We start from the raw sequence: 19246 nt of genomic DNA on the forward strand, positions 1-19246 counted from the left end.
TATACGGTAACAAAAGAGTAATTAAATAATAGAGGGAGCAACTTACATGGAAAATATATTAAAAGTATCTTCAAAATCAAGCCCCAATTCAGTCGCAGGCGCAATTGCAGGTGTACTAAGAACAAGTGGAAATGTAGAAATTCAAGCGATTGGAGCGGGTTCATTAAACCAAGCGATTAAAGCAATTGCAATCGCAAGAGGATTTGTTGCTCCAGGTGGTATTGACTTAGCCTTTGTTCCAGCATTTCAAGAGGTTACTATTAATGATCAAGAAAGAACGGCGATTAAATTGATTATAGGTCCTAGGAAGAAAAGGTCTTAAAAGAAAGTGTTGATATGAATCATTTGAAAAGGTTGATAGATAAAGTAATAAAAAGACCACTCTCATTTTGAAGTGGTCTTTTGTATTTTCGTATTTCATATTGTGGATACGCCCCACATACTGAATTCGTAGTGATATTCAGTGCGCTCAATAACGATCCCGAATTCTAAATCATCCCCAACTAATACAAAATCTGCATATCCAGTTAGAAATTTTGATATGGTTGATAACTCTTCTAAATTCTCAAATACTTCACCAATGTTCAGTTTAACTGCTTCAATTTTACCACCCTTAGAGAAAAAGAGCCTCCCTTGATCAACTGGAAATTTAATGGTTTTAGCTGTTTCTTTTAACAGTACTATTGATAGTCTTCTGTTTTCTTCATAATTAGTGCTACCAAAGTTTTTTATGTTTGAAGTTTGTGTTAGCGTGTTAAATAAGTCTTTACAAAATAAATCATTAGATTTTGGATCCATAAATGAGTCCATAGAAACTGTAACAATATTAGAAAGTTCGTCTACGAGTTCTTTTCTACTACCAGTTCTTTTTGCTTTCATTTTTAGAATTTCAATTCGGCTTTTATTCATATTACTCAAAAATTTTCACACCTTTACTCACGTAGTGGATGAATAAAACCACTTACTTCGACAAAGTAATAATAACATATGGGAGTAATCTTGGTGGGAATTAGAAAAGAAAATCTTGTTGAAATGACAGCTGAAATTGATTTAGAAATAAACGGAATATATATTGTTGAAAATGGTCAGGTTCAGCTAATAGAACCACCCAAAAGTGGATTTGGTGAACAATCATTTGTATATCAAAGTGGAAAAGTAATTTGGATAGAAGAGCGGAAGACAAGATTAATTTAATACTATTTTAGAAAAGATATAACGTGAAAAATAAAAAGTGCCACAAATGTTTGTACAGCAGACATTTGTGGCACTTTTATCTTTTTATATAGCATAAAATGAATGAAACTAAAACTGCTCATTCTTCTCCCAAGATTCCACAATATAATGTGCAATCGTTGGATTAAAGCCTTTCCCAACTAAAAACATAATGGCAGCAACTTCTGTTAAAGCGTGTTTCTGTGATGTATGTTTTGCTTCATTTAAACCGTAATCTACCCAAGGTTTTACGAAATCAAGTACAGGTTTCTTTAAAGGTAAGAACTGTGTACCGACAACTTGTTGAATCTGTTGTTGCGTTGGTTCTGTAATTGGTCCAGGTGGTAAGATTTGAGGCTGTGTAATATCCAGTGTTGGTCCAGGCGGTAAAATTTGTGGTTGTGTAATATCTAATGTTGGCGGTTTAGGTGGTGAGACACGTGCGTCGTAGTTTGGTTGATACATTTGTTGTTGTACTTGAGTTTGTTGTGGCTGAGTTGGGTATGGGTTTGGTTGAAATTGTTGTTCTTGAGTTTGTGGTGTTACATATGGATTTTGTTGAAATTGTTGTTCTTGAGTTTGCGGTGCTACATATGGATTTTGTTGAAATTGTTGCTCTTGAGTTTGTGGTACTGCATATGGATTTTGAGGATATTCGTAACTTGGACGTGTGTCATATGGATTTTGTTGAAATTGTTGTTCTTGAGTTTGTGGCGCTGCATATGGATTTTGTTCATATTGTTGCTCTTGTTCTTCATATTGTTCTGTATATCTTTGTTCTTGTTGCTGAGGGTAAAATGGTTGCCTTGGGTAAGGCGGTTGATTATTATAGAACATATTTATTCCTCCTTCATGATGATGCCTACCACCTAGTGTATGGGCGGACAAGAAAATATGTGATGAAAAAATGCGGGCGTGTTACAATAAGTAACTGGGTGAAGATAAAATGACAAAACAAGAAAAGATAGAAAAAACAATTACTTTTGTAAAACATATTTTAGAAAAAGATGCGAGTGGGCATGATTGGTATCATATTGAGCGTGTACATAAACTGGCGATTTCTTTATCCGAGCAAGAAGGAGGAAATCGTTTTATAATTGAAATGGCAGCATTACTTCACGATGTGGCAGATGAGAAGTTAAATGAAAGTGAAGAAGCAGGAATGAAAAAAGTTTCTGATTGGTTAGAAGAGTTACATGTTGAAGAAGAGGAAAGTAAGCATGTTCTTCATATTATCGCCAATATGTCTTATAAAGGTGGTCATGGCGGTAAAGTGGAGTCAATTGAAGGGAAGATTGTTCAAGATGCAGATCGCTTAGACGCTCTTGGTGCAATTGGAATAGCTCGCACATTTGCGTATGGCGGAGCGAAAGGGAGACTAATGTATGATCCAACTATTCCTCCTCGTGAAGTGATGACGAAAGAAGAATATAGAAAAAATAATGACCCATCTTTAAATCATTTTTATGAAAAACTTTTAAAACTAAAAGACTTAATGAATACGAATGCAGCAAAACAAGAGGCTGAAGTTCGTCATCGTTATATGGAACAGTTTATTGAACAATTTATGAAAGAGTGGAATGCACAAATATGAAAATGTTAACTGTGGAAAACTTATCAAAATCATATGGAGAGAAACCGTTATTTGATGGATTATCATTTAGTATTGCAGAAGGACAACGTGCCGGAATTATTGGTGTAAATGGTACTGGTAAATCAACGTTGTTAAAAATTATTGCAGGGGCAGAAATTCCTGACACAGGTGATATGACTCATTCACGTGGGTATACAATTAGTTATTTATCACAGCAACCAGAGTTTGATGAACAATTAACAGTATTAGAACAAGTCTTCCATGGTGATACACCTTTAATTCGTCTTCTTCGTGATTATGAAAAGGCGCTATTACATATCGAAAAAGATCCAAGTAATGAAAAGGTACAGGAACAATTATTTGCAGTGCAACAACGTATGGACGCAATGAGTGCGTGGGAAGCAAATGCGAATGCAAAATCGTTATTAACGAAACTAGGAATTACGGATTTCACAGCAACTGTTGGAAATTTATCTGGTGGGCAGAAAAAACGTATTGCGATGGCGCAGTGTTTTATTGAAACACCGGATCTATTAATTTTAGATGAGCCTACGAACCATCTTGACCATGAGACAGTTGAGTGGTTAGAGGAATATTTAGCAAGGTACACAGGTGCAGTATTACTTGTAACTCATGATCGTTATTTCTTAGATCGTGTGACGAATCGTATTTTCGAATTAGACAATGGAAAACTGTATAGTTATGAAGGGAATTACAGTACGTTTTTAGAAGCGAAAGCACTTCGTGAAGAACAAGAACTTGCGCAGGAATCAAAACGTCAAAACTTATATCGCCGCGAATTAGCATGGATTCGCCGTGGTGCAAAAGCTCGTTCGACTAAGCAAAAGGCACGTATTCAACGATTTGAAGAGTTAAAAGGTCAAGAAGGGCCAGCTGCAAAACAGTCAGTTGATATTGCGCTTAGCGGTAGTCGCCTTGGGAAAAAAGTACTTGAGTTAAAAGATGTAACGAAAAAATTTGGCGATAAAACAGTATTAAACAACTTCAATCATATCGTGAAACCAGGCGATCGTATCGGAATTATTGGAGCGAATGGAAGCGGGAAATCTTCGCTATTAAATATGCTTGCAGGTAAAATATCTCCTGATAGTGGTGAAATTGAAGTTGGGCAAACAGTAAAAATCGCTTACTATACGCAAGAAAATGAAGAGATGAATTTAAATCAACGTATGATTGAATACATTAAAGAAATCGCTGAAGTCATTCATACGACAGACGGAAAAGTAATTGGTGCGTCTCAAATGTTAGAACGTTTCTTATTCCCGCCGCATTCACATGGTACACCGCTTGGCAAATTATCTGGCGGTGAAAGAAGACGTTTATATTTATTACGTATATTAATGGGAGAACCGAACGTACTATTACTCGATGAGCCTACGAATGATCTAGATACACAAACATTAACTGTATTAGAAGATTATTTAGAAGATTTCCCAGGTGTCGTTTTAACTGTATCACATGACCGTTACTTCTTAGATAAAGTAGTAGATGAATTATTCATCTTTACGGGAGAAGGAGAAGTGCGTGAATTTCTAGGTAGTTATACTGATTATTTAGAAATGGAAAAAACGAGAGAACTTATTGAGAAAGCGGAAGTACAGAAAGAGAAAAAAGTAGTGGAAGAAGCACCGAAACAACAACGTAAGCGTAAACTTTCATATAACGAGCAGCGCGAATGGGAAACTATTGAAGATACAATTGCGGAACTTGAAGAAAAGCTAGAATCAATTGGAGAAGAGCTTGCGAATGTTGGTTCTGATTTTACGAAAGCGCAAGAATTGTCTGAAGCACAGCAGAAAACAGAAGAAGAGCTAGAAAAAACGATGGAAAGATGGAGTGAACTATCGGACATTGTTGAAGGATTAAAATAAAAACAAGCTGCATATATTGAAAAGTAAAGAGAAAAACTTTACACTATTGGTAGAACCTATTTTAGGAGGGAAAAAATGAGAACATCTAATCCAATGTTGAAAAAAGAGGCATTCCGTAAAGAGGGAGCAAGTGCTTCTGCGATGACTATTGGCGGAACAGTAGGCAAAACGTTTATTATGCTTATCTTGCTACTTGCAACGTCTGTCTATTCATACATACAGATGATAGAGGGTACGATGAAGATGCCAGTATTAATTGGCGCTTTAATCGTTGCGGCAATCATCGCATTTGCATCTATGTTCTTCCCACGTATTTCACCTTTTGGTGCACCAATCTATGCAGCAGTAGAAGGGGTTGTGTTAGGTAGTATTTCAGCGGTTTATACAATGAAATTTGGCGATTCTATCGTTTTAAATGCTGTTTTACTAACAATCTCAATTCTATTTGCAATGTTAGTGTTATATGCAACACGTGTAGTAAAAGTAACGGATAAATTCCGTACAGGCGTGATGGCAGCAACACTTGGAATTATGGTTATGTACTTAGTCGTATTTCTACTAAACATGTTTGGTGTAACGGTTCCGTACATTCACCAAGGCGGTACAATCGGTATTATTATTAGTGCAGTTGTTATCGTAGTTGCTGCACTAAACTTATTACTAGATTTCGATTTAATCGAAAATGGTGTACGTAGTCAAGCTCCGAAATATATGGAGTGGTACACTGCAATGGGACTAATGCTTACATTAGTTTGGTTATACTTAGAAATTCTTCGTTTCGTTTCTTACTTTACGAAAAATGACTAATAAAAAATCCTGCATGAAAAATGCAGGATTTTTTTATTTTCAAAGATAAATTGATGATGTGGTATAATATGGATGTTGGTAACTTTAAATTGAAGTGGATGGAATATGATGAAAGAGAAGAAAGGGATTATGAAAAAATTATTTTCTAAAAGTTTTTTCATAGAACTAGATGATGCTTTAACGTATCCATCGGGAGAAGTTATTACTTCAGCTATTGAAAGTTATGCAGCTGAATGTAATGAACAACTTAAATTTGAGAGTAAAGTAAAACCGATAACTTTTTACTTAGAAGAAGTATTGTATCGTGCGGAAATAAAGATGGCTCGTGGAGGATATTACATTTCATGCAGTGAAGTATAATTTTTGAAACCTTACATGTTTAAAATATGTAAGGTTTCTTTTTTTCTTTTATAGCATAAAAAATAATCTTTTTTACTTTAAAATATATTATTTTACGCTTTTTACCCTTCAGACATTTTTATTTACAATGAAGAAAAATATGTGAGGTGGTATAACTTATGATGAATCTTCTCCGTACATTATTGTGTAGAAATTAAAATGTATGGGGGAAGTAGAATTTAATTAAGCTGATATTCAGGGATGAAAAGGGAATAAAAACTACACACTATATATGTGATGGTGTGTAGTTTTTATTTGTACATAAATTTAAAAAAGGTAAATGTAATGTTATTTTAATAATAGAACGGATATATGGTTTGTGGTAATCTTGAAAAAGATTTATTGTGAAGTGTTATCAGCGAATATTAATACAAGTGTTTTTTAGGATACTAGGGGGAAGGAAAAAATGCAGGATTTGGATGGGAAATTGTATTGGATGCCAAAAAGTGTGACTTTACAGAGGTGGATAGGAAAAGAGATTAAATCAGATGAAGTAGTAATGATTTGTATAAAAAATAAGGTTAATGAATTAATTATTCCACATCCTATTACAGATTTTATAAGAAAGGTATATAGGAATAGGGGAGTAGGCTATCATACTCAACTTAAAGCAGCAAGGGTAGTATGTAAATTCCTTAATTTTATTTACAGTAATATTGAAGATGATATTGCGGGATACAATGAATTAAGTATTAAGGGATTAAGAGGATTACAACTTAAGCATGGTGGAGATTTTATTACACATTTGACTTATGAAGGGGTTAGTTTTAAGCATTCGGATTATTGCGAAAGGATACTTACAAAATTTTTTATATACTTAAAAGAGCATGAATTAATAGATCAAAATTTTCAAGTCTTCTATCGACAAGATAGTAAAAAAGTAGGACAACCTCTTTCTATATTTAGTCAATCTATCTTTGACATTGAGCGTCCAAATAGAAATCAAGTAAACGAGAAGTTAAAACTAAAAGATTTTGGCCCTAATCGATATAGATTAGCTTATGAGTTTATTGAAGAAGCAGAATCCAGTGATATAGCATTAGGAGTTTGTTTTCAAATTCTTGCAGGTCTGAGAGTGGGGGAAGTTGTAAATTTAACAAGGGAATCAATTTATGAAAAAGGCTTTAGAGGGAATGATGGAATGTGGTTAGTGATTAAAGATAATCAAGAAAAATTATTTGCACATTTATCTTCTAAGTACGATGTACAAGTTAAGAGACCAAGAGAAGTTTTTGTTTTAAGTGACCAAAAGCTTTGGGATATTTATTATATTCACATGGAACGCTTGAAAAAGTTTGAAAAACAATGGGGGTATAAAAATAACAATGCCCTCTTTATTTCCAAGAGTACCGGTTTACCGTTAAGTGGAACGGGATATACTAAGCGGTTTTATAGAGTGAAACAGCGTTTTTTAGAGAAGTTAAGAATTAATCGTCGTTATGAAGATTTAGAATTCTTAACAAGTCTACCTTGGTCTACACATATAGGTAGAGGAGTTTTTACAAATTTTCTTATTGATTTAGGGCTAAGTATTGAAGAAATTGCTAATTTGCGAGGAGATAAGACGCTGACAGCAACTTTTGAGTATGTTGAAAAGAGAACATCCTATAGCAGGGTACAAGAGCATGTTAATATTCTTACTAGCGTCTATGGAGAGAACAAAGATAATGTAGATTCTTTGGAAAGTTCATCTTATACAAGAAATATTTTTGATCGATATAAACATAATTGGAGCGGATTAAAGCAATGAACCAAGAATATGTAAATGTAAATCAGTTAGATTATAAAATTACTAATAGAGGTCTAAATTTTCTTATAGATAATAATATTATTAGAGCTAAACATGAGGGAAAGAAGATTTTGCTTTGTAAAAATGATTTAAAAAAACATGAAGCGTGGGAAATGAAGCTTAGTAGAGAATACTTTACTGTAAAGCAGTTGTGGAAGTATCTGGGGATCAAAAATTTAGAAAATAAAAGATTAACTTATGTATACTATAAAAATCTTACTTTACTTGCAGAAGAAGGACTGATTCATATTAAAACGTTAAAATATCCATTATTAACTTTGGATAATAAGGAATATCAAAAAGCAAGTCAATATGTTAAAAAAAGTGAGATAATTAACATTTTGGATAAGTATGTATCTACAAATGAATTTCTGAGGATGGCATCTATAGGTTACAGTCATGCAATTGAGATAGTTAATAAATTTAATATAAAGAAAATACAATTTATAAAAAAGAAAGAATTTACATTTTATAAAAAGGAAGATATAAAAGCCTTTTTAAAATATAGGGAAAAGACAGTTGGAGAGAAGATTCGACTAAATGTAGCTGATGGAAGTTTAATAATTAAGCAAGATACTTGCAAAATACTCAATTTGAATAGTTATAATTATAAGAAATTTTTGGAGGAAGAGCTCCTCAAAATTCATAAAAAAGCTGGAAGAAATATTTTTTTTGTAAAGGAAGAAGTATTGTCTTTAAAAAAAAGAATAGAAAAAATGGATAATAGCCTTAGATCAAAATATTATACTCGAAATGAAATATTTAAAGAGTATGGAATAAATGTAGATACCATAAAAGAGGATATCAAGACAATTGAAGTACCTTTATTAGTAAGGGGTATTTCAAGATATCTTTTTAATAAGTACTTGTATTTAAAGAAGGATATTATTAAAGAATATGAGCGTAGAAATGAAAGGTTGAACCTTTATCTGGATAGAGGATCTATATATGATAATGTCTTATATAGATTAGAGGCTGAAGGGGTTGAATTTTCTGTTTATTGTAAAGAGACAGAGTTATTGTGGCTTAAATTTATACGTTCCAAATCCACATTATATGGTGGACAAAATAGTGCTTCAAAAGCTTCGAGGGTTTTAGAGTATTTTGTAGCTACTAAAATATTAGCTCAAAGACTTGTGGGAAAAGAGATTTTTATGTACTCCTCTAAAGAGCTTAATTTGATGTTTTTTAATCAAAATACAGGAATTCATATAAAAAAACCAATTTATATATTTTTAAAAGAATTTGGTAAGGGGAATGGCTATTCTTCTTGCAAGAAAAGTTTTAAGTTAAACGAAATAAATAGTCCTTATAAAGTGGAAAGTAAGAAAAAGAGTCAAGTTAATGTTTATACACCGGAAGAGTATAAGGAATTTTTTGATTATATTTCTGATCTTGCTGTTCATAAGGATAGGGCAATTTATAGCGTAAAAGGAGCAATTGATAAATTTGTAAACGGTAATTCCAAGAATAAGTATTATGACCGATATGATTCGGTTTGGTTGTATATGTTAGTCCATTTAAACAATGCTTGGAGACATTGGGATTGCACGGAAATTCCAAGAATAAATTTTGAGGGAACCAGTATAGAGGGTAACATAGAATGGCTTCAGAATAATAATATATCGATGGAAGATGCTAAAAGGATTATAAGAAAATTACAAATGAAGAATTTGAAACATTCAAAAACTGGAGCGGAGCGTTATTTTTATTGTTCTGAACAATTAACATTGCCAGTTGCCTATGCAGCAGTATTATGTGAAATCAGAGCTCGGGAGCTTAATCCTTTAAGTGACTCATTAATAGATTTTCGTACGAAAAATCGAGTATTGACTAGTTATCCATATAAGAGATTTTTTTGTGATTTTTCAAAGCCTAACCTTAAATTTTCATCATTAAAAATGAATAGGACTTTTATAACTTTTGCCTTTAGTATAATTAATAAATATAAAGATTCAGCACATGAGATTGAAGTATTAAAATTTATTCGAAATCATAAATCAATTGAAACAACTAACATGTATATTTACATAAGTCAACGAGATATTGATTTCCTGAGTGGTCAAATTTTTACTAGAGATTATTTTGGTTTTATAGCAGATGGATTTGCGGATATCTTGTTTGGAACAACACAGGATATCGCTGAAAGAACTCAGCAAATTAATGTTATATATGAAAAGATTGGGAAGGATTTGAGGTTAGAAGGCATTGCAGATGTTTTACTTTATCTGTCTAAGCAAGAGCATATTGTAAAAAATATTATTCATGGGTTAGATGAAGAGGTAATCCACAATATGTACAACATATTAAATTTAGATATGTTGTATTCCAAAACAAGTCATGTTCAATGTATATTATCAGCAGAAGATTGTATGTATCCAAACAGAGAAACTTGTATAGGGTGCCCATTCGCTATTTACAATTTTTATGCACTTTCAGCAATTACTGAAAGGATTCTCAAACATATTGTAAGTCTAGTTGAGAATAAAGAAACCCCTAGATATAAAGGGGATAATGAAAGAGATGCACTTCTTTTTGTAAAGGATTTAAAACTTTTCAAAGAAGCTGAAGCTAAGTTTGGATCCTGTATTTATGAGTTCTTTAATATGAGTCAGGAGCAATTTGAGAGTATTTTACTTCAATTGCCTTCCCTTAGCCAGTATCTTCCGAAAGGAAGGGAGATGTAAAGGTGCGAGAGACAGCTAGTGTAAAAAAAAGTATCGAGATTGCAGAGCTAAGTGATGAAGCTTTTGAATTAGAATATAGTATAGAACTTGCTATTGAAAACTTGAAAAGCATGGAAATAAATCGACTTTCAGAGGTGGATTTTCATAAAAATTTATGGAAGCTTTACGATGAAGAAAAAGATATTATATTTTATTTTCGGTTTAATAGATTGGAAGAAGAGTTGCAAGGAAAGCAATTAAATCAGTTAGAAACATTGACATTGGTAATGAAATGTTGGGTAGCGAGTTTACTAGTTCAATATCATTTTAAAACTGTCCACACAAGCTTTAGATACGTACTTGATGAGCTTATAACAACAGAGTGTTTTAGAATGCGTCTATTAGAAGATTTTATTGGGAAAATTATGTTAAAAGGAGATAGAACAAAATCTTCAATAGCTTCAGCTTTACTAAATTTTTTTAATTACTATGATAACTTTGAAGGAGCCAAGGAATATTTAAACTTCTTGTCAACTATTCCATATTCAAAACCAAAGACTCGAACTATTCCAACCGTAAAGGATTGTCTTAAATTTGCTTGGGTTTTAAATGACTTCTACACACAATCTAATAATACGGATTGGAAGTATACTTATTTTTATCCGGTACGTATTTGGTGGCATTTAACGACAGTTATTCCAATAAGAATTGGGGAATTTCTTCTTTTGAGAAGAGACTGTGTAGATAATGAAGGGAATCGATATTATCTTTATTTATCTAGAATTAAAAATAAAAAAAGTAGAGCCAAAAAAACAGAGGTTGAAAGGATAGAGATATCTTGTAAGCTTTATAATATGGTGAAAGAATATATAGAATTGACCGAGGAATACGGTTACTCCAAAACATTACTTTCTTATCGAGCATACAAAGGGATATCTTTAGCTAATAAATTGAATTCATCAAAAATAAAAAGGAATCCTAATGTTTTAACAACATGGATATTTCATACCATATTAAACGATTTTTATGATGACGTAATTGCGACTTCTCCATACAATTTCACTGTTAGATCAGTAGGAGAAGATTCAGAGCAAGAGATTAGACAGAGTAGAAATAATAGTATAGTTTTTGATTTTGAACGTCGTTTAAGACCCAATGACACAAGGCATATAGCTTTTCTATCATTAATGATTCAAGGTTTTCATCCAGTGGAAATAGCGAGATTGGGTGGACATGATACAGTTTACGGACAGCGACATTATCAACAACATGAATTTTTTTTAACAGATTCAGGTATATCCAAGTTAATTAAAATGTTTAGTTTTACAGGTCAATTTTTAAAGGGACACAATTCCAATGTTACCCCTTCGAATAATATCTCAAATATAGGGAAAATGTTTAGGGAAAAATTTATTTTCTCACCGGCTAAAACATCTAAACATGAATGGGATAAACTTGAGATAGGGAATTGCACAGCAATAATTAAAGATTGTCAAACACAATGTTTTCGATGTGGATACTGGAGAATCGAGTATGATGAGTTTATAGAAAAGAGGGAAACAATTGAACAATGGATGCTAGAGAGTCGGGAGGAAGCACTTGCCTTATATAAAACCGTGTTTAATTTACATTTAAAGTTAGTTAGTAAGGTATATAGTAAGGTCAATTTAAAATTAACGAATGACTTAGCTATACATTCAAAAAGACTTAAGGGATTACTTGAAAATATTGATGGATTTACAGAGAAATATGGAAGTTGGTTAGAAGATGAGTAAGGTTGGCAGAAGAAAGAAGGAATACCCAGAAGATAAAATTAAGGGAATTATCTTGAGCTTTGTAGAGGATAAAGGGATTAGGTCAGAAATTCCTAAAAGAACTTTAAGCGAGTATGCGAAAAAGCTATTTAGAGAGGGGAGTATTCCCTGGTTAGATGAAGAAATATCGGATAACTATTGGGTTCGAACTGAAAGAAGAGGATTCCAGTTAATTGAAGAGTATAATGCTATTGTTCCTAAGACATTATCTCAAAATAGTTGCAATACAGTGCAATTACCTAAAATAGAGGAAATTATAAAGGAGCATTGTAAGGATCTAAAGCAATTACAAAAAAATCTTTTTCCGTATGAAAAAGAATTAACTTTAAGCCAGGACAAAAACAATGCGTTGCAAGATGAAATAAATCAGTTGAAGGAAAGGTTGAATGAACGAAACATATGTATAGCAGCTTTAGAAAGAAAAATTAAATTACAGCAAGAAACAATTTTTAAGTTGTTCAATCATGGTGCTGTTAGTAATCCTAAAATTAGAAACTTAATGGAAATGGGAGAAGAAATGGATGCTATAGTTAAAGATGCTTTTCAAAATATATTTAATTTAAAAGCAGATCAATTTTTGTCTATGGATTTCGATAGTAATCGTAATGTTGTGAATATAGATGGGCAACAACCTAAACGTTCACTATTAGATGATTTTAAAAACCTATAAATATTTATAAGAGGGTTAAATAAACAAATTAAGTAAGATTGATAACTCTTGTAGCTTTGAAATAAAGTTTAATTAAGGGGTCACCCCATCGCCATCAAGCTAAAATTTTATAGTACCCCCAGGACTAAATTTTGTGCTAACTTGTAACAAAAAAGCTCATTTTTTCGTTTTGGGGTAATTCTGAATTCTTAAGTTGATGGGCATGGGGTCCTACCCACACTTTAAAATGAATTTGTCAAAACATATACAATTTAATTTTCCTCATACTGTTTGGCAAGTTTATAAAATGAGGAACGTTTGATGCCATACTTTTTCATAGCTCCTACGGCTGTAATTGAACCAGATTTCCATTCCTTGTAAGCATCCATAAATTCTTCTGTTATTTCGACAGGCGGACGTCCAAAACGTTTACCTTGCTTCCTGGCAAGAGCAATTCCTTCAGCTTGACGTTGTTTAATATCAATTCGCTCTTTTTCTGCAAAGGCTGATAATATTGTAAGAGTTGCTTTTTGAATTGCACTCTGGATGACATCATTTGTACTTTCTCCAGTGTAATTGACGTTAATATATGGTTCCTTTATAAATTGTAAATTTATTCTATGCTTTTCATAGTACCTAAATTCTTCTAACGTATCATTCATATTTCTCCCAAGTCTTGTTAAGGAATCAAATACAATGGTATCTTCTGCACGAACAAGTCGTTTTAGCATTTGATAGTTCTCTCGCTCCATATTTTTCCCAGATTCTTTATCAATGAAAATATCCCGATCTTCTATCCCTAAATCCTTCATATTCTGAATTTGTCGTTCTTCGTTTTGATCTTTACTTGAAACTCGAACATAACCAAATTTTTTATGTTTCATATACTACACCTCACTGGTGATTTTACCAATTATGTCTGTAAAAGTATATAAAATAAACAGATGTCTGTAAAGTTTAAAATAGACATTTATAGACGTGGTTTTTTATAGTTTTCTATGTATCTGTAAAGGTATACTTTTATAGATGGTTCAAGGGGTGCACTTAACACCAAGTACATGAAAGTTAAAAATGTATCTAAAGGTGTACCTTTTGGGAATAATGAATTGCGCCTCAGTATTTATTTTAAGTATGAAAAATTGTATAGGCATATGGTATAAAATTGAATTCACATATTTTCTTTCTATTTAACTTGTATAATGAAAATGCTAGTATAGTTAGATGAAAGAAAAAGTATAATTTGAAAAGGTGTGAAGTAATTGGTTGAATTTACCTTTCTGTTAAAACCTATAATGAATAAAATAATAGGATTATCGGGTGCTAATATTTTAAAAAAATTAGTAATAAAATATAAAATAAATAAAATAAAATCATTTCAAAAACAATATGAAGATACATTTGTGGACTCAAATACATTTCAACAGTTTTTAAATCGAGAAGAAAATGCACATTTAATATTTGATTATGTATTTGGATCTAAATTTAATCCTAGCAATAGAGATGATTTTGTACAGCAATTATCTAAAAATGCAATGAGTGATATAAATAAATTTAGAAGGTCTGCGGATTTAAAAGAAATAGAAGATCATCCAGTTGTAGAAAAATACCTTAGAGATTTAATTATGTATCTTGAGAAATATAGAGATGAAAATTTTAGCGCAAATGAAATGGGTATGTTGGCTAATATTCAAAATAGCATAGTAGCAAGTAATAAAAATTTGAGTGAATACTTTGAAAAAAATTTAGTTGAGATTCAACAAAGGGCTTACATAAAAAAATATACAGATGAACATTTAGAAGAACTACTTAATCAAAATATACTAGATTTAGGTAAAAGGTATAATTCAGAAGCAAATGTAGGAACGGATTTTAATGTTGTATTTGATTCTTTGATAGGTGATAAGAAGATTTTTGAAAATCTCGATGTTTTAATACATAAGTTTCGAGATAGTATTAATAAATTCAGTATTGTGTTAGTTGCATATAAGGATGAAATCAAGCTTAAAGATATTACTTTTGTTGTAAAGATTTTAGATTTCTTAAAGGATATAGACTGTAATGATAGTGAATTTTATTTAGAAAGTAATTTGGATACTTTTCTAGAAGAGATTAATAATTTTATGGGTGAAGTTGAAAGTTTCAGATATTGGCTTTATGAAAAAAACAAACAAAAAATCAGAAGTGAAAGCATTACACTAATTTATCAAATATCTCAACATGAAAGGGCAATAACTGATTATATTAGCTTGATCCACCCAAGTTTAATCAGTAATCCATATTTGTTAATATACGGAGAAGCTGGGATTGGAAAATCACATTTACTAGCTGATAATGCCAAAAGATTACAAGAAGCTGGGCATAGTGTATTTTTATTTTTAGGTCAATATTTAAATAAACATGACCATCCTTTTAATCAATTATTCAATCTAATTGATTATGAAGGTAATAAAGAGTACTTTTGTAAAGAATTTAATGAAAGAGCACAAAGAAAAAATAAGAAAACTGTAATTATAATAGACGCTTTAAATGAGGGAGAAGGTAAACTTTTTTGGGAAAATTATTTGCTGAGTTTTTTAAATTTCATTAAAAAATTTGAAAATATTGCAGTGGTTTTATCAGTTAGGGGTCCCGTCAGGAAAATGCGGATTTACAACGCTAAGCCTATTTTCCTGACGATTCCCCCATTTTTACAACGTTAAGAAAGTTTTAATGGTCTTAAAGAATCTAACGAGACCACTTTCTCCGAATTAAAATGATATTCTCCTAGTAGATTAATATGTTCCCAACCTAGAGGCGACATATGGTGTAATAATTCTTCATTAAAACTACCAGACTGTTTTTGATATTCAACTGCTTTAGTTAGATGTAAGGTATTCCAAATACTAATAGCATTGATGATTATGTTTAAAGCACTGGCTCTTTGCAATTGATGTTGTATAGTCCGTTCCCTAAGCTCACCTTGTTTTCCGAAGAAAATAGCTCTTGCTAATCCGTTCATGGCTTCTCCTTTATTTAATCCCCTTTGTATTTTTCTTCTTAATGATTCATCCGATATATAATTCAAAATAAAAATTGTTTTTTCTATTCGACCCATCTCACGTAAGGCTATAGCCAAGCTGTTTTGTCTTGAATAAGATCCTAGTTTCCCCATAATAAGGGATGCTGAAACTGTTCCTTCTCTTATTGAGTGAGCTAATCGCAAAACATCCTCATAATTTTCTTTAATGACCTTTGTATTTATTTGTCCACGTAAAATGGCTTCTAATTTTGGATACTCACTTGCTTTATCTATTGTAAATAATTTTGAGTCTGCTAAATCTCTTATTCTTGGGGCAAATTTAAATCCTAATAAATGAGTCAGTCCGAATATTTGATCTGTGTAACCAGCTGTGTCTGTATAATGCTCTTCTATGTTTAAATCCGTTTCATGGTGCAACAAACCATCTAAAACATGAATCGCATCCCTTGAATTAGTATGAATAATCTTTGTGTAGTAAGAAGAGAATTGATCACTAGTAAAACGGTAGATGGTGGCTCCTTTTCCAGTTCCATAATGTGGGTTTGCATCTGCATGTAGTGATGAAACACCTAACTGCATTCTCATACCGTCTGATGAGGATGTTGTACCGTCTCCCCAATAGGAAGACAATTGTAATTTGTGATGAAAATTTACTAATACGGCTTGGGCTTTATTCATTGCATCTTCATACATGCGCCATTGAGATACATTGGCTAATTGCTTATATGTAAGTCCGGGTGTTGCTTCAGCCATCTTGCTTACACCTATATTCATTCCCATTCCTAAAAGGGCAGCCATAATAATAATCGTTTCTTCTTTATCCGGTTTTCGATTATTGGAAGCATGAGTAAATTGCTCATGAAATCCTGTTATATAAGCAATATCCATCAGTAAATCGGTTAATTTTATTCTTGGTAGCATCTGATAAAGGCTTGCACTAAACTTTTTTGCTTCTTCTGGTACATCTTTTTCTAAGCGTGCAAGTGACAGCTTTCCTTTATCAAGAGAAACTCCATCTAACTTGTTGGAATTGGCAGTTAACCACTTTAACCTTTCATTAAGGCTGCTGGTTCTCTCCGTTATATAATCTTCGAATGATAAACTAACTGATAATCTCGTATTCTCTTTCGTTTGATTCCATGTAAATTCGGAAAACAAATATTCCTCAAAATCTCTATATTGTCTGCTGCCAACAATGGAAACATCTCCTGCCCGAACATGCTCCCGAAGTTCTGTTAAAACAGCCATTTCATAGTAATGACGATTGATTGTTGTACCATCATTCTCGTATAAATGCTTTTTCCAACGTTTTGAAATAAAATCCACAGGTGAGTCATCAGGTACTTTTCGTTTTCCGGATTCGTTCATTCCTCGGATAATCTCTACAGCTTGTAAAAGTGGCTCATTTGCCTTTGTAGAATGAAATTCCAACACCCTTAATAGCGTTGGCGTATATTTTCTTAGTGAATAAAATCGTTTTTGCAGTAAGTCTAAATAATCATAGTCAGCAGGACGTGCAAGCTCCTGGGCTTCTTCGACCGAAGAGACAAAAGAATTCCATTCAATAACGGATTCTAAAACCTCAAAAACGTCTAATTTTTCCTGTTTTGCTTTGATCAAAGCTTGTCCGATGTTCGTAAAGTGTATAACTTTCTCATTCAGCTTTTTACCGTTCAGTTTCTGAATTTCCTCTTGAGCCTTACGACCTTTTGATAAGAGACTAAGTATTTGTCTGTCATGAATTTCAAAAGCTTTATCCGTCAAATCTTGATTAAGATGTAATAAATAGACGGTTAGTATTGAATATCGTTTATTTTCCTGAAAATCACGGAATGCATAAGGTTCATATCTTGAACCCAAGCGAGACAGCTGTAACAGGCGATTGCGGTGCAAATGATTAATTTGCACCGTTTCTAATTCCATTCCTCGTATGTATTCGAGTCGTTCTATTACTTTTAAAAAGGTTTCGGATGAAGGATGTCCCGGTGGTTCTTTTAACCAACCCAATATCGTTTTATTGGATTCTGACGAATGCTGCAAGGTAATAATATCTTCAAGTTTTTCTTTTTGTTCATTTGTTAGGGATTGACTAACCGTGTTAAATAGCTTCTTTTCAGCCATTGCCCTTGCTTCCCACACTATTCTTTCAAGTGTAGTGATAGCAGGCAGTATGATTTTGTTTTTTCTTAGAAAATCTATGCATTCATGTAGTAGATGAATGGCATCACCATTTTCCAAAGCCAATTGATGTAGGTGCTTAAATGTCATTCTATATTCTTTCAGAGTAAAAGTTACTAGTTTATATTCAATTCGAATTTCTTTCAAATGATCCCAAAGTGTATTGTCTCTTTGAGGATAAAGCTTTAGCGAGGATGGACTAGCACCGATTTGTTTTGATATATAATGTATGACTGAATCCGGGATGTTTTTGATATGAGTGTATGGCCAACCGGGATATCGAAGAACAGCTAATTGAACGGCGAACCCTAAACGGTTTTCTTCTCTCCTTCGCTTATTGATAATTTCTAAATCCCGTTTGGAAAAAGTGTAGTAGGTTCCTAGCACCCACTCGTCTTCAGGAATTTGCATAAGGACCTGTCGCTGTTCCGATGTAAGCAATTCTCTACCTCTCGCAACTTTCATACAGTATCATCTCATTTCTGTAATTGTTCAGTTAATTAGTTCAATTATAAATCAATAGAGTGTACTCTATTGATACAATTATAGTAGACTGATAAAATCATAGTTAAGAGTGTCTCATAAGACTTATCTCAAAAATGAGGTGATATTTTGCGGAAAATTGGTTATATACGTGTCAGTTCGACTAACCAAAATCCTTCAAGGCAATTTCAGCAATTAAACGAAATCGGGATGGATATTATTTTTGAAGAAAAAGTTTCTGGTGCAACAAAGAATCGCGAGCAACTTCAAAAAATGTTGCAGGATTTACAGGAAGGCGACATTATTTATGTTACAGACTTAACTCGGATCACTCGGAGTACGCAGGATTTATTTGAATTGATTGATTTAATACGAAGGAAAAAGGCAAGCTTAAAATCACTCAAGGATACATGGCTAAATTTATCAGAGGATAATCCATACAGCCAATTCTTAATTACAGTAATGGCTGGTGTGAACCAATTAGAGCGCGACCTTATCCGTATGCGTCAACGTGAAGGGATTGAGTTAGCAAAGAAAGAAGGAAAGTTTAAGGGGCGTTTAAAGAAGTATCATAAAAATCACGCAGGGATGAATTATGCAGTAAAACTATATAAAGAAGGCGGCATGACTGTAAATCAAATTTGTGAAATTACTAATGTATCTAGGGCTTCATTATATAGAAATCTATCGGAAAGAAACAAATAGTTTGTCCTGATTCTATCAAAAGGTGTATTTTTTCACCAA

General features: G+C 32.6%; 16 protein-coding genes. 12 read left to right on the top strand and 4 right to left on the bottom strand.

Features of this window, described 5'->3' with window-relative positions; translation table 11 throughout:
- Positions 1-46 precede the first annotated feature (46 nt).
- Positions 47-322 carry a stage V sporulation protein SpoVS gene (gene spoVS / locus ACTFR9_RS03335; RefSeq protein ID WP_000427804.1) on the top strand — a complete coding sequence of 92 codons (276 nt, stop codon included), beginning with the start codon at positions 47-49 and terminating at the stop codon, positions 320-322.
- Positions 323-417: 95 nt separating this feature from the next.
- Here spoVS and ACTFR9_RS03340 read toward each other — a convergent pair whose 3' ends face one another.
- Positions 418-918, bottom strand: coding sequence for a YxiF family protein (locus ACTFR9_RS03340; protein WP_000069081.1), 501 nt, complete (start codon positions 916-918; stop codon positions 418-420).
- A gap of 84 nt (positions 919-1002) precedes the next feature.
- On the opposite strand from ACTFR9_RS03340, the gene ACTFR9_RS03345 reads away from it, so the two are divergent.
- On the top strand, positions 1003-1194 hold the full coding sequence (locus ACTFR9_RS03345) for a DUF3954 domain-containing protein (protein WP_229136370.1): 192 nt from the start codon (positions 1003-1005) through the stop codon (positions 1192-1194).
- A gap of 108 nt (positions 1195-1302) precedes the next feature.
- On the opposite strand, the gene ACTFR9_RS03350 is transcribed toward ACTFR9_RS03345, so the two are convergent.
- Entirely contained in the window at positions 1303-2049 is a 747-nt protein-coding gene (locus ACTFR9_RS03350; RefSeq protein WP_000499708.1) for a hypothetical protein, read from the bottom strand.
- A gap of 109 nt (positions 2050-2158) precedes the next feature.
- On the opposite strand from ACTFR9_RS03350, the gene ACTFR9_RS03355 reads away from it, so the two are divergent.
- From ACTFR9_RS03355 to ACTFR9_RS03390, 8 genes are all read left to right on the top strand, one after another.
- Positions 2159-2806 carry an HD domain-containing protein gene (locus ACTFR9_RS03355; RefSeq protein WP_000165943.1) on the top strand — a complete coding sequence of 216 codons (648 nt, stop codon included), beginning with the start codon at positions 2159-2161 and terminating at the stop codon, positions 2804-2806.
- On the top strand, positions 2803-4698 hold the full coding sequence (locus tag ACTFR9_RS03360; protein ID WP_000783207.1) for an ABC-F family ATP-binding cassette domain-containing protein: 1896 nt from the start codon (positions 2803-2805) through the stop codon (positions 4696-4698). The genes ACTFR9_RS03355 and ACTFR9_RS03360 overlap by 4 nt, the downstream gene beginning before the upstream one ends.
- A 75-nt stretch (positions 4699-4773) precedes the next feature.
- Positions 4774-5505, top strand: a complete 732-nt coding sequence (locus tag ACTFR9_RS03365) for a Bax inhibitor-1/YccA family protein (RefSeq protein ID WP_001260642.1) — start codon at positions 4774-4776, stop codon at positions 5503-5505.
- Positions 5506-5610: 105 nt separating this feature from the next.
- Complete coding sequence (locus ACTFR9_RS03370; protein WP_000975123.1) at positions 5611-5865, top strand: DUF4318 domain-containing protein; 255 nt, start codon at positions 5611-5613, stop codon at positions 5863-5865.
- 445 nt (positions 5866-6310) lie between these two features.
- On the top strand, positions 6311-7654 hold the full coding sequence (locus ACTFR9_RS03375; RefSeq protein WP_001992857.1) for a site-specific integrase: 1344 nt from the start codon (positions 6311-6313) through the stop codon (positions 7652-7654).
- A complete protein-coding gene (locus ACTFR9_RS03380; protein ID WP_229136369.1) occupies positions 7651-10380 on the top strand; it encodes a hypothetical protein in 2730 nt (909 codons plus the stop codon). Before ACTFR9_RS03375 ends, ACTFR9_RS03380 begins: the two co-directional genes overlap by 4 nt.
- 2 nt (positions 10381-10382) lie before the next feature.
- The gene (locus tag ACTFR9_RS03385) at positions 10383-12134 is read left to right on the top strand and encodes a hypothetical protein (protein WP_001209314.1); all 1752 of its coding nucleotides are present in this window, start codon (positions 10383-10385) and stop codon (positions 12132-12134) included.
- Complete coding sequence (locus tag ACTFR9_RS03390; RefSeq protein WP_000048697.1) at positions 12127-12843, top strand: hypothetical protein; 717 nt, start codon at positions 12127-12129, stop codon at positions 12841-12843. Before ACTFR9_RS03385 ends, ACTFR9_RS03390 begins: the two co-directional genes overlap by 8 nt.
- A gap of 251 nt (positions 12844-13094) precedes the next feature.
- Here the strand turns inward: ACTFR9_RS03390 and ACTFR9_RS03395 are convergent, their stop codons facing one another.
- On the bottom strand, positions 13095-13706 hold the full coding sequence (locus tag ACTFR9_RS03395; protein WP_000680914.1) for a recombinase family protein: 612 nt from the start codon (positions 13704-13706) through the stop codon (positions 13095-13097).
- A 375-nt stretch (positions 13707-14081) separates the two neighbouring features.
- Between ACTFR9_RS03395 and ACTFR9_RS03400 the strand changes: the two genes are divergently transcribed.
- On the top strand, positions 14082-15521 hold the full coding sequence (locus ACTFR9_RS03400) for an ATP-binding protein (RefSeq protein ID WP_229136368.1): 1440 nt from the start codon (positions 14082-14084) through the stop codon (positions 15519-15521).
- Here ACTFR9_RS03400 and ACTFR9_RS03405 read toward each other — a convergent pair.
- A complete protein-coding gene (locus ACTFR9_RS03405) occupies positions 15518-18484 on the bottom strand; it encodes a Tn3 family transposase (protein ID WP_440048943.1) in 2967 nt (988 codons plus the stop codon). The genes ACTFR9_RS03400 and ACTFR9_RS03405 overlap by 4 nt on opposite strands.
- 147 nt (positions 18485-18631) lie before the next feature.
- On the opposite strand from ACTFR9_RS03405, the gene ACTFR9_RS03410 reads away from it, so the two are divergent.
- Positions 18632-19207, top strand: a complete 576-nt coding sequence (locus ACTFR9_RS03410; RefSeq protein ID WP_001226074.1) for a recombinase family protein — start codon at positions 18632-18634, stop codon at positions 19205-19207.
- Positions 19208-19246: the final 39 nt, after the last annotated feature.

The organism is Bacillus cereus group sp. MYBK222-1, from assembly GCF_051916425.1.
Lineage (GTDB): Bacteria > Bacillota > Bacilli > Bacillales > Bacillaceae_G > Bacillus_A > Bacillus_A paranthracis.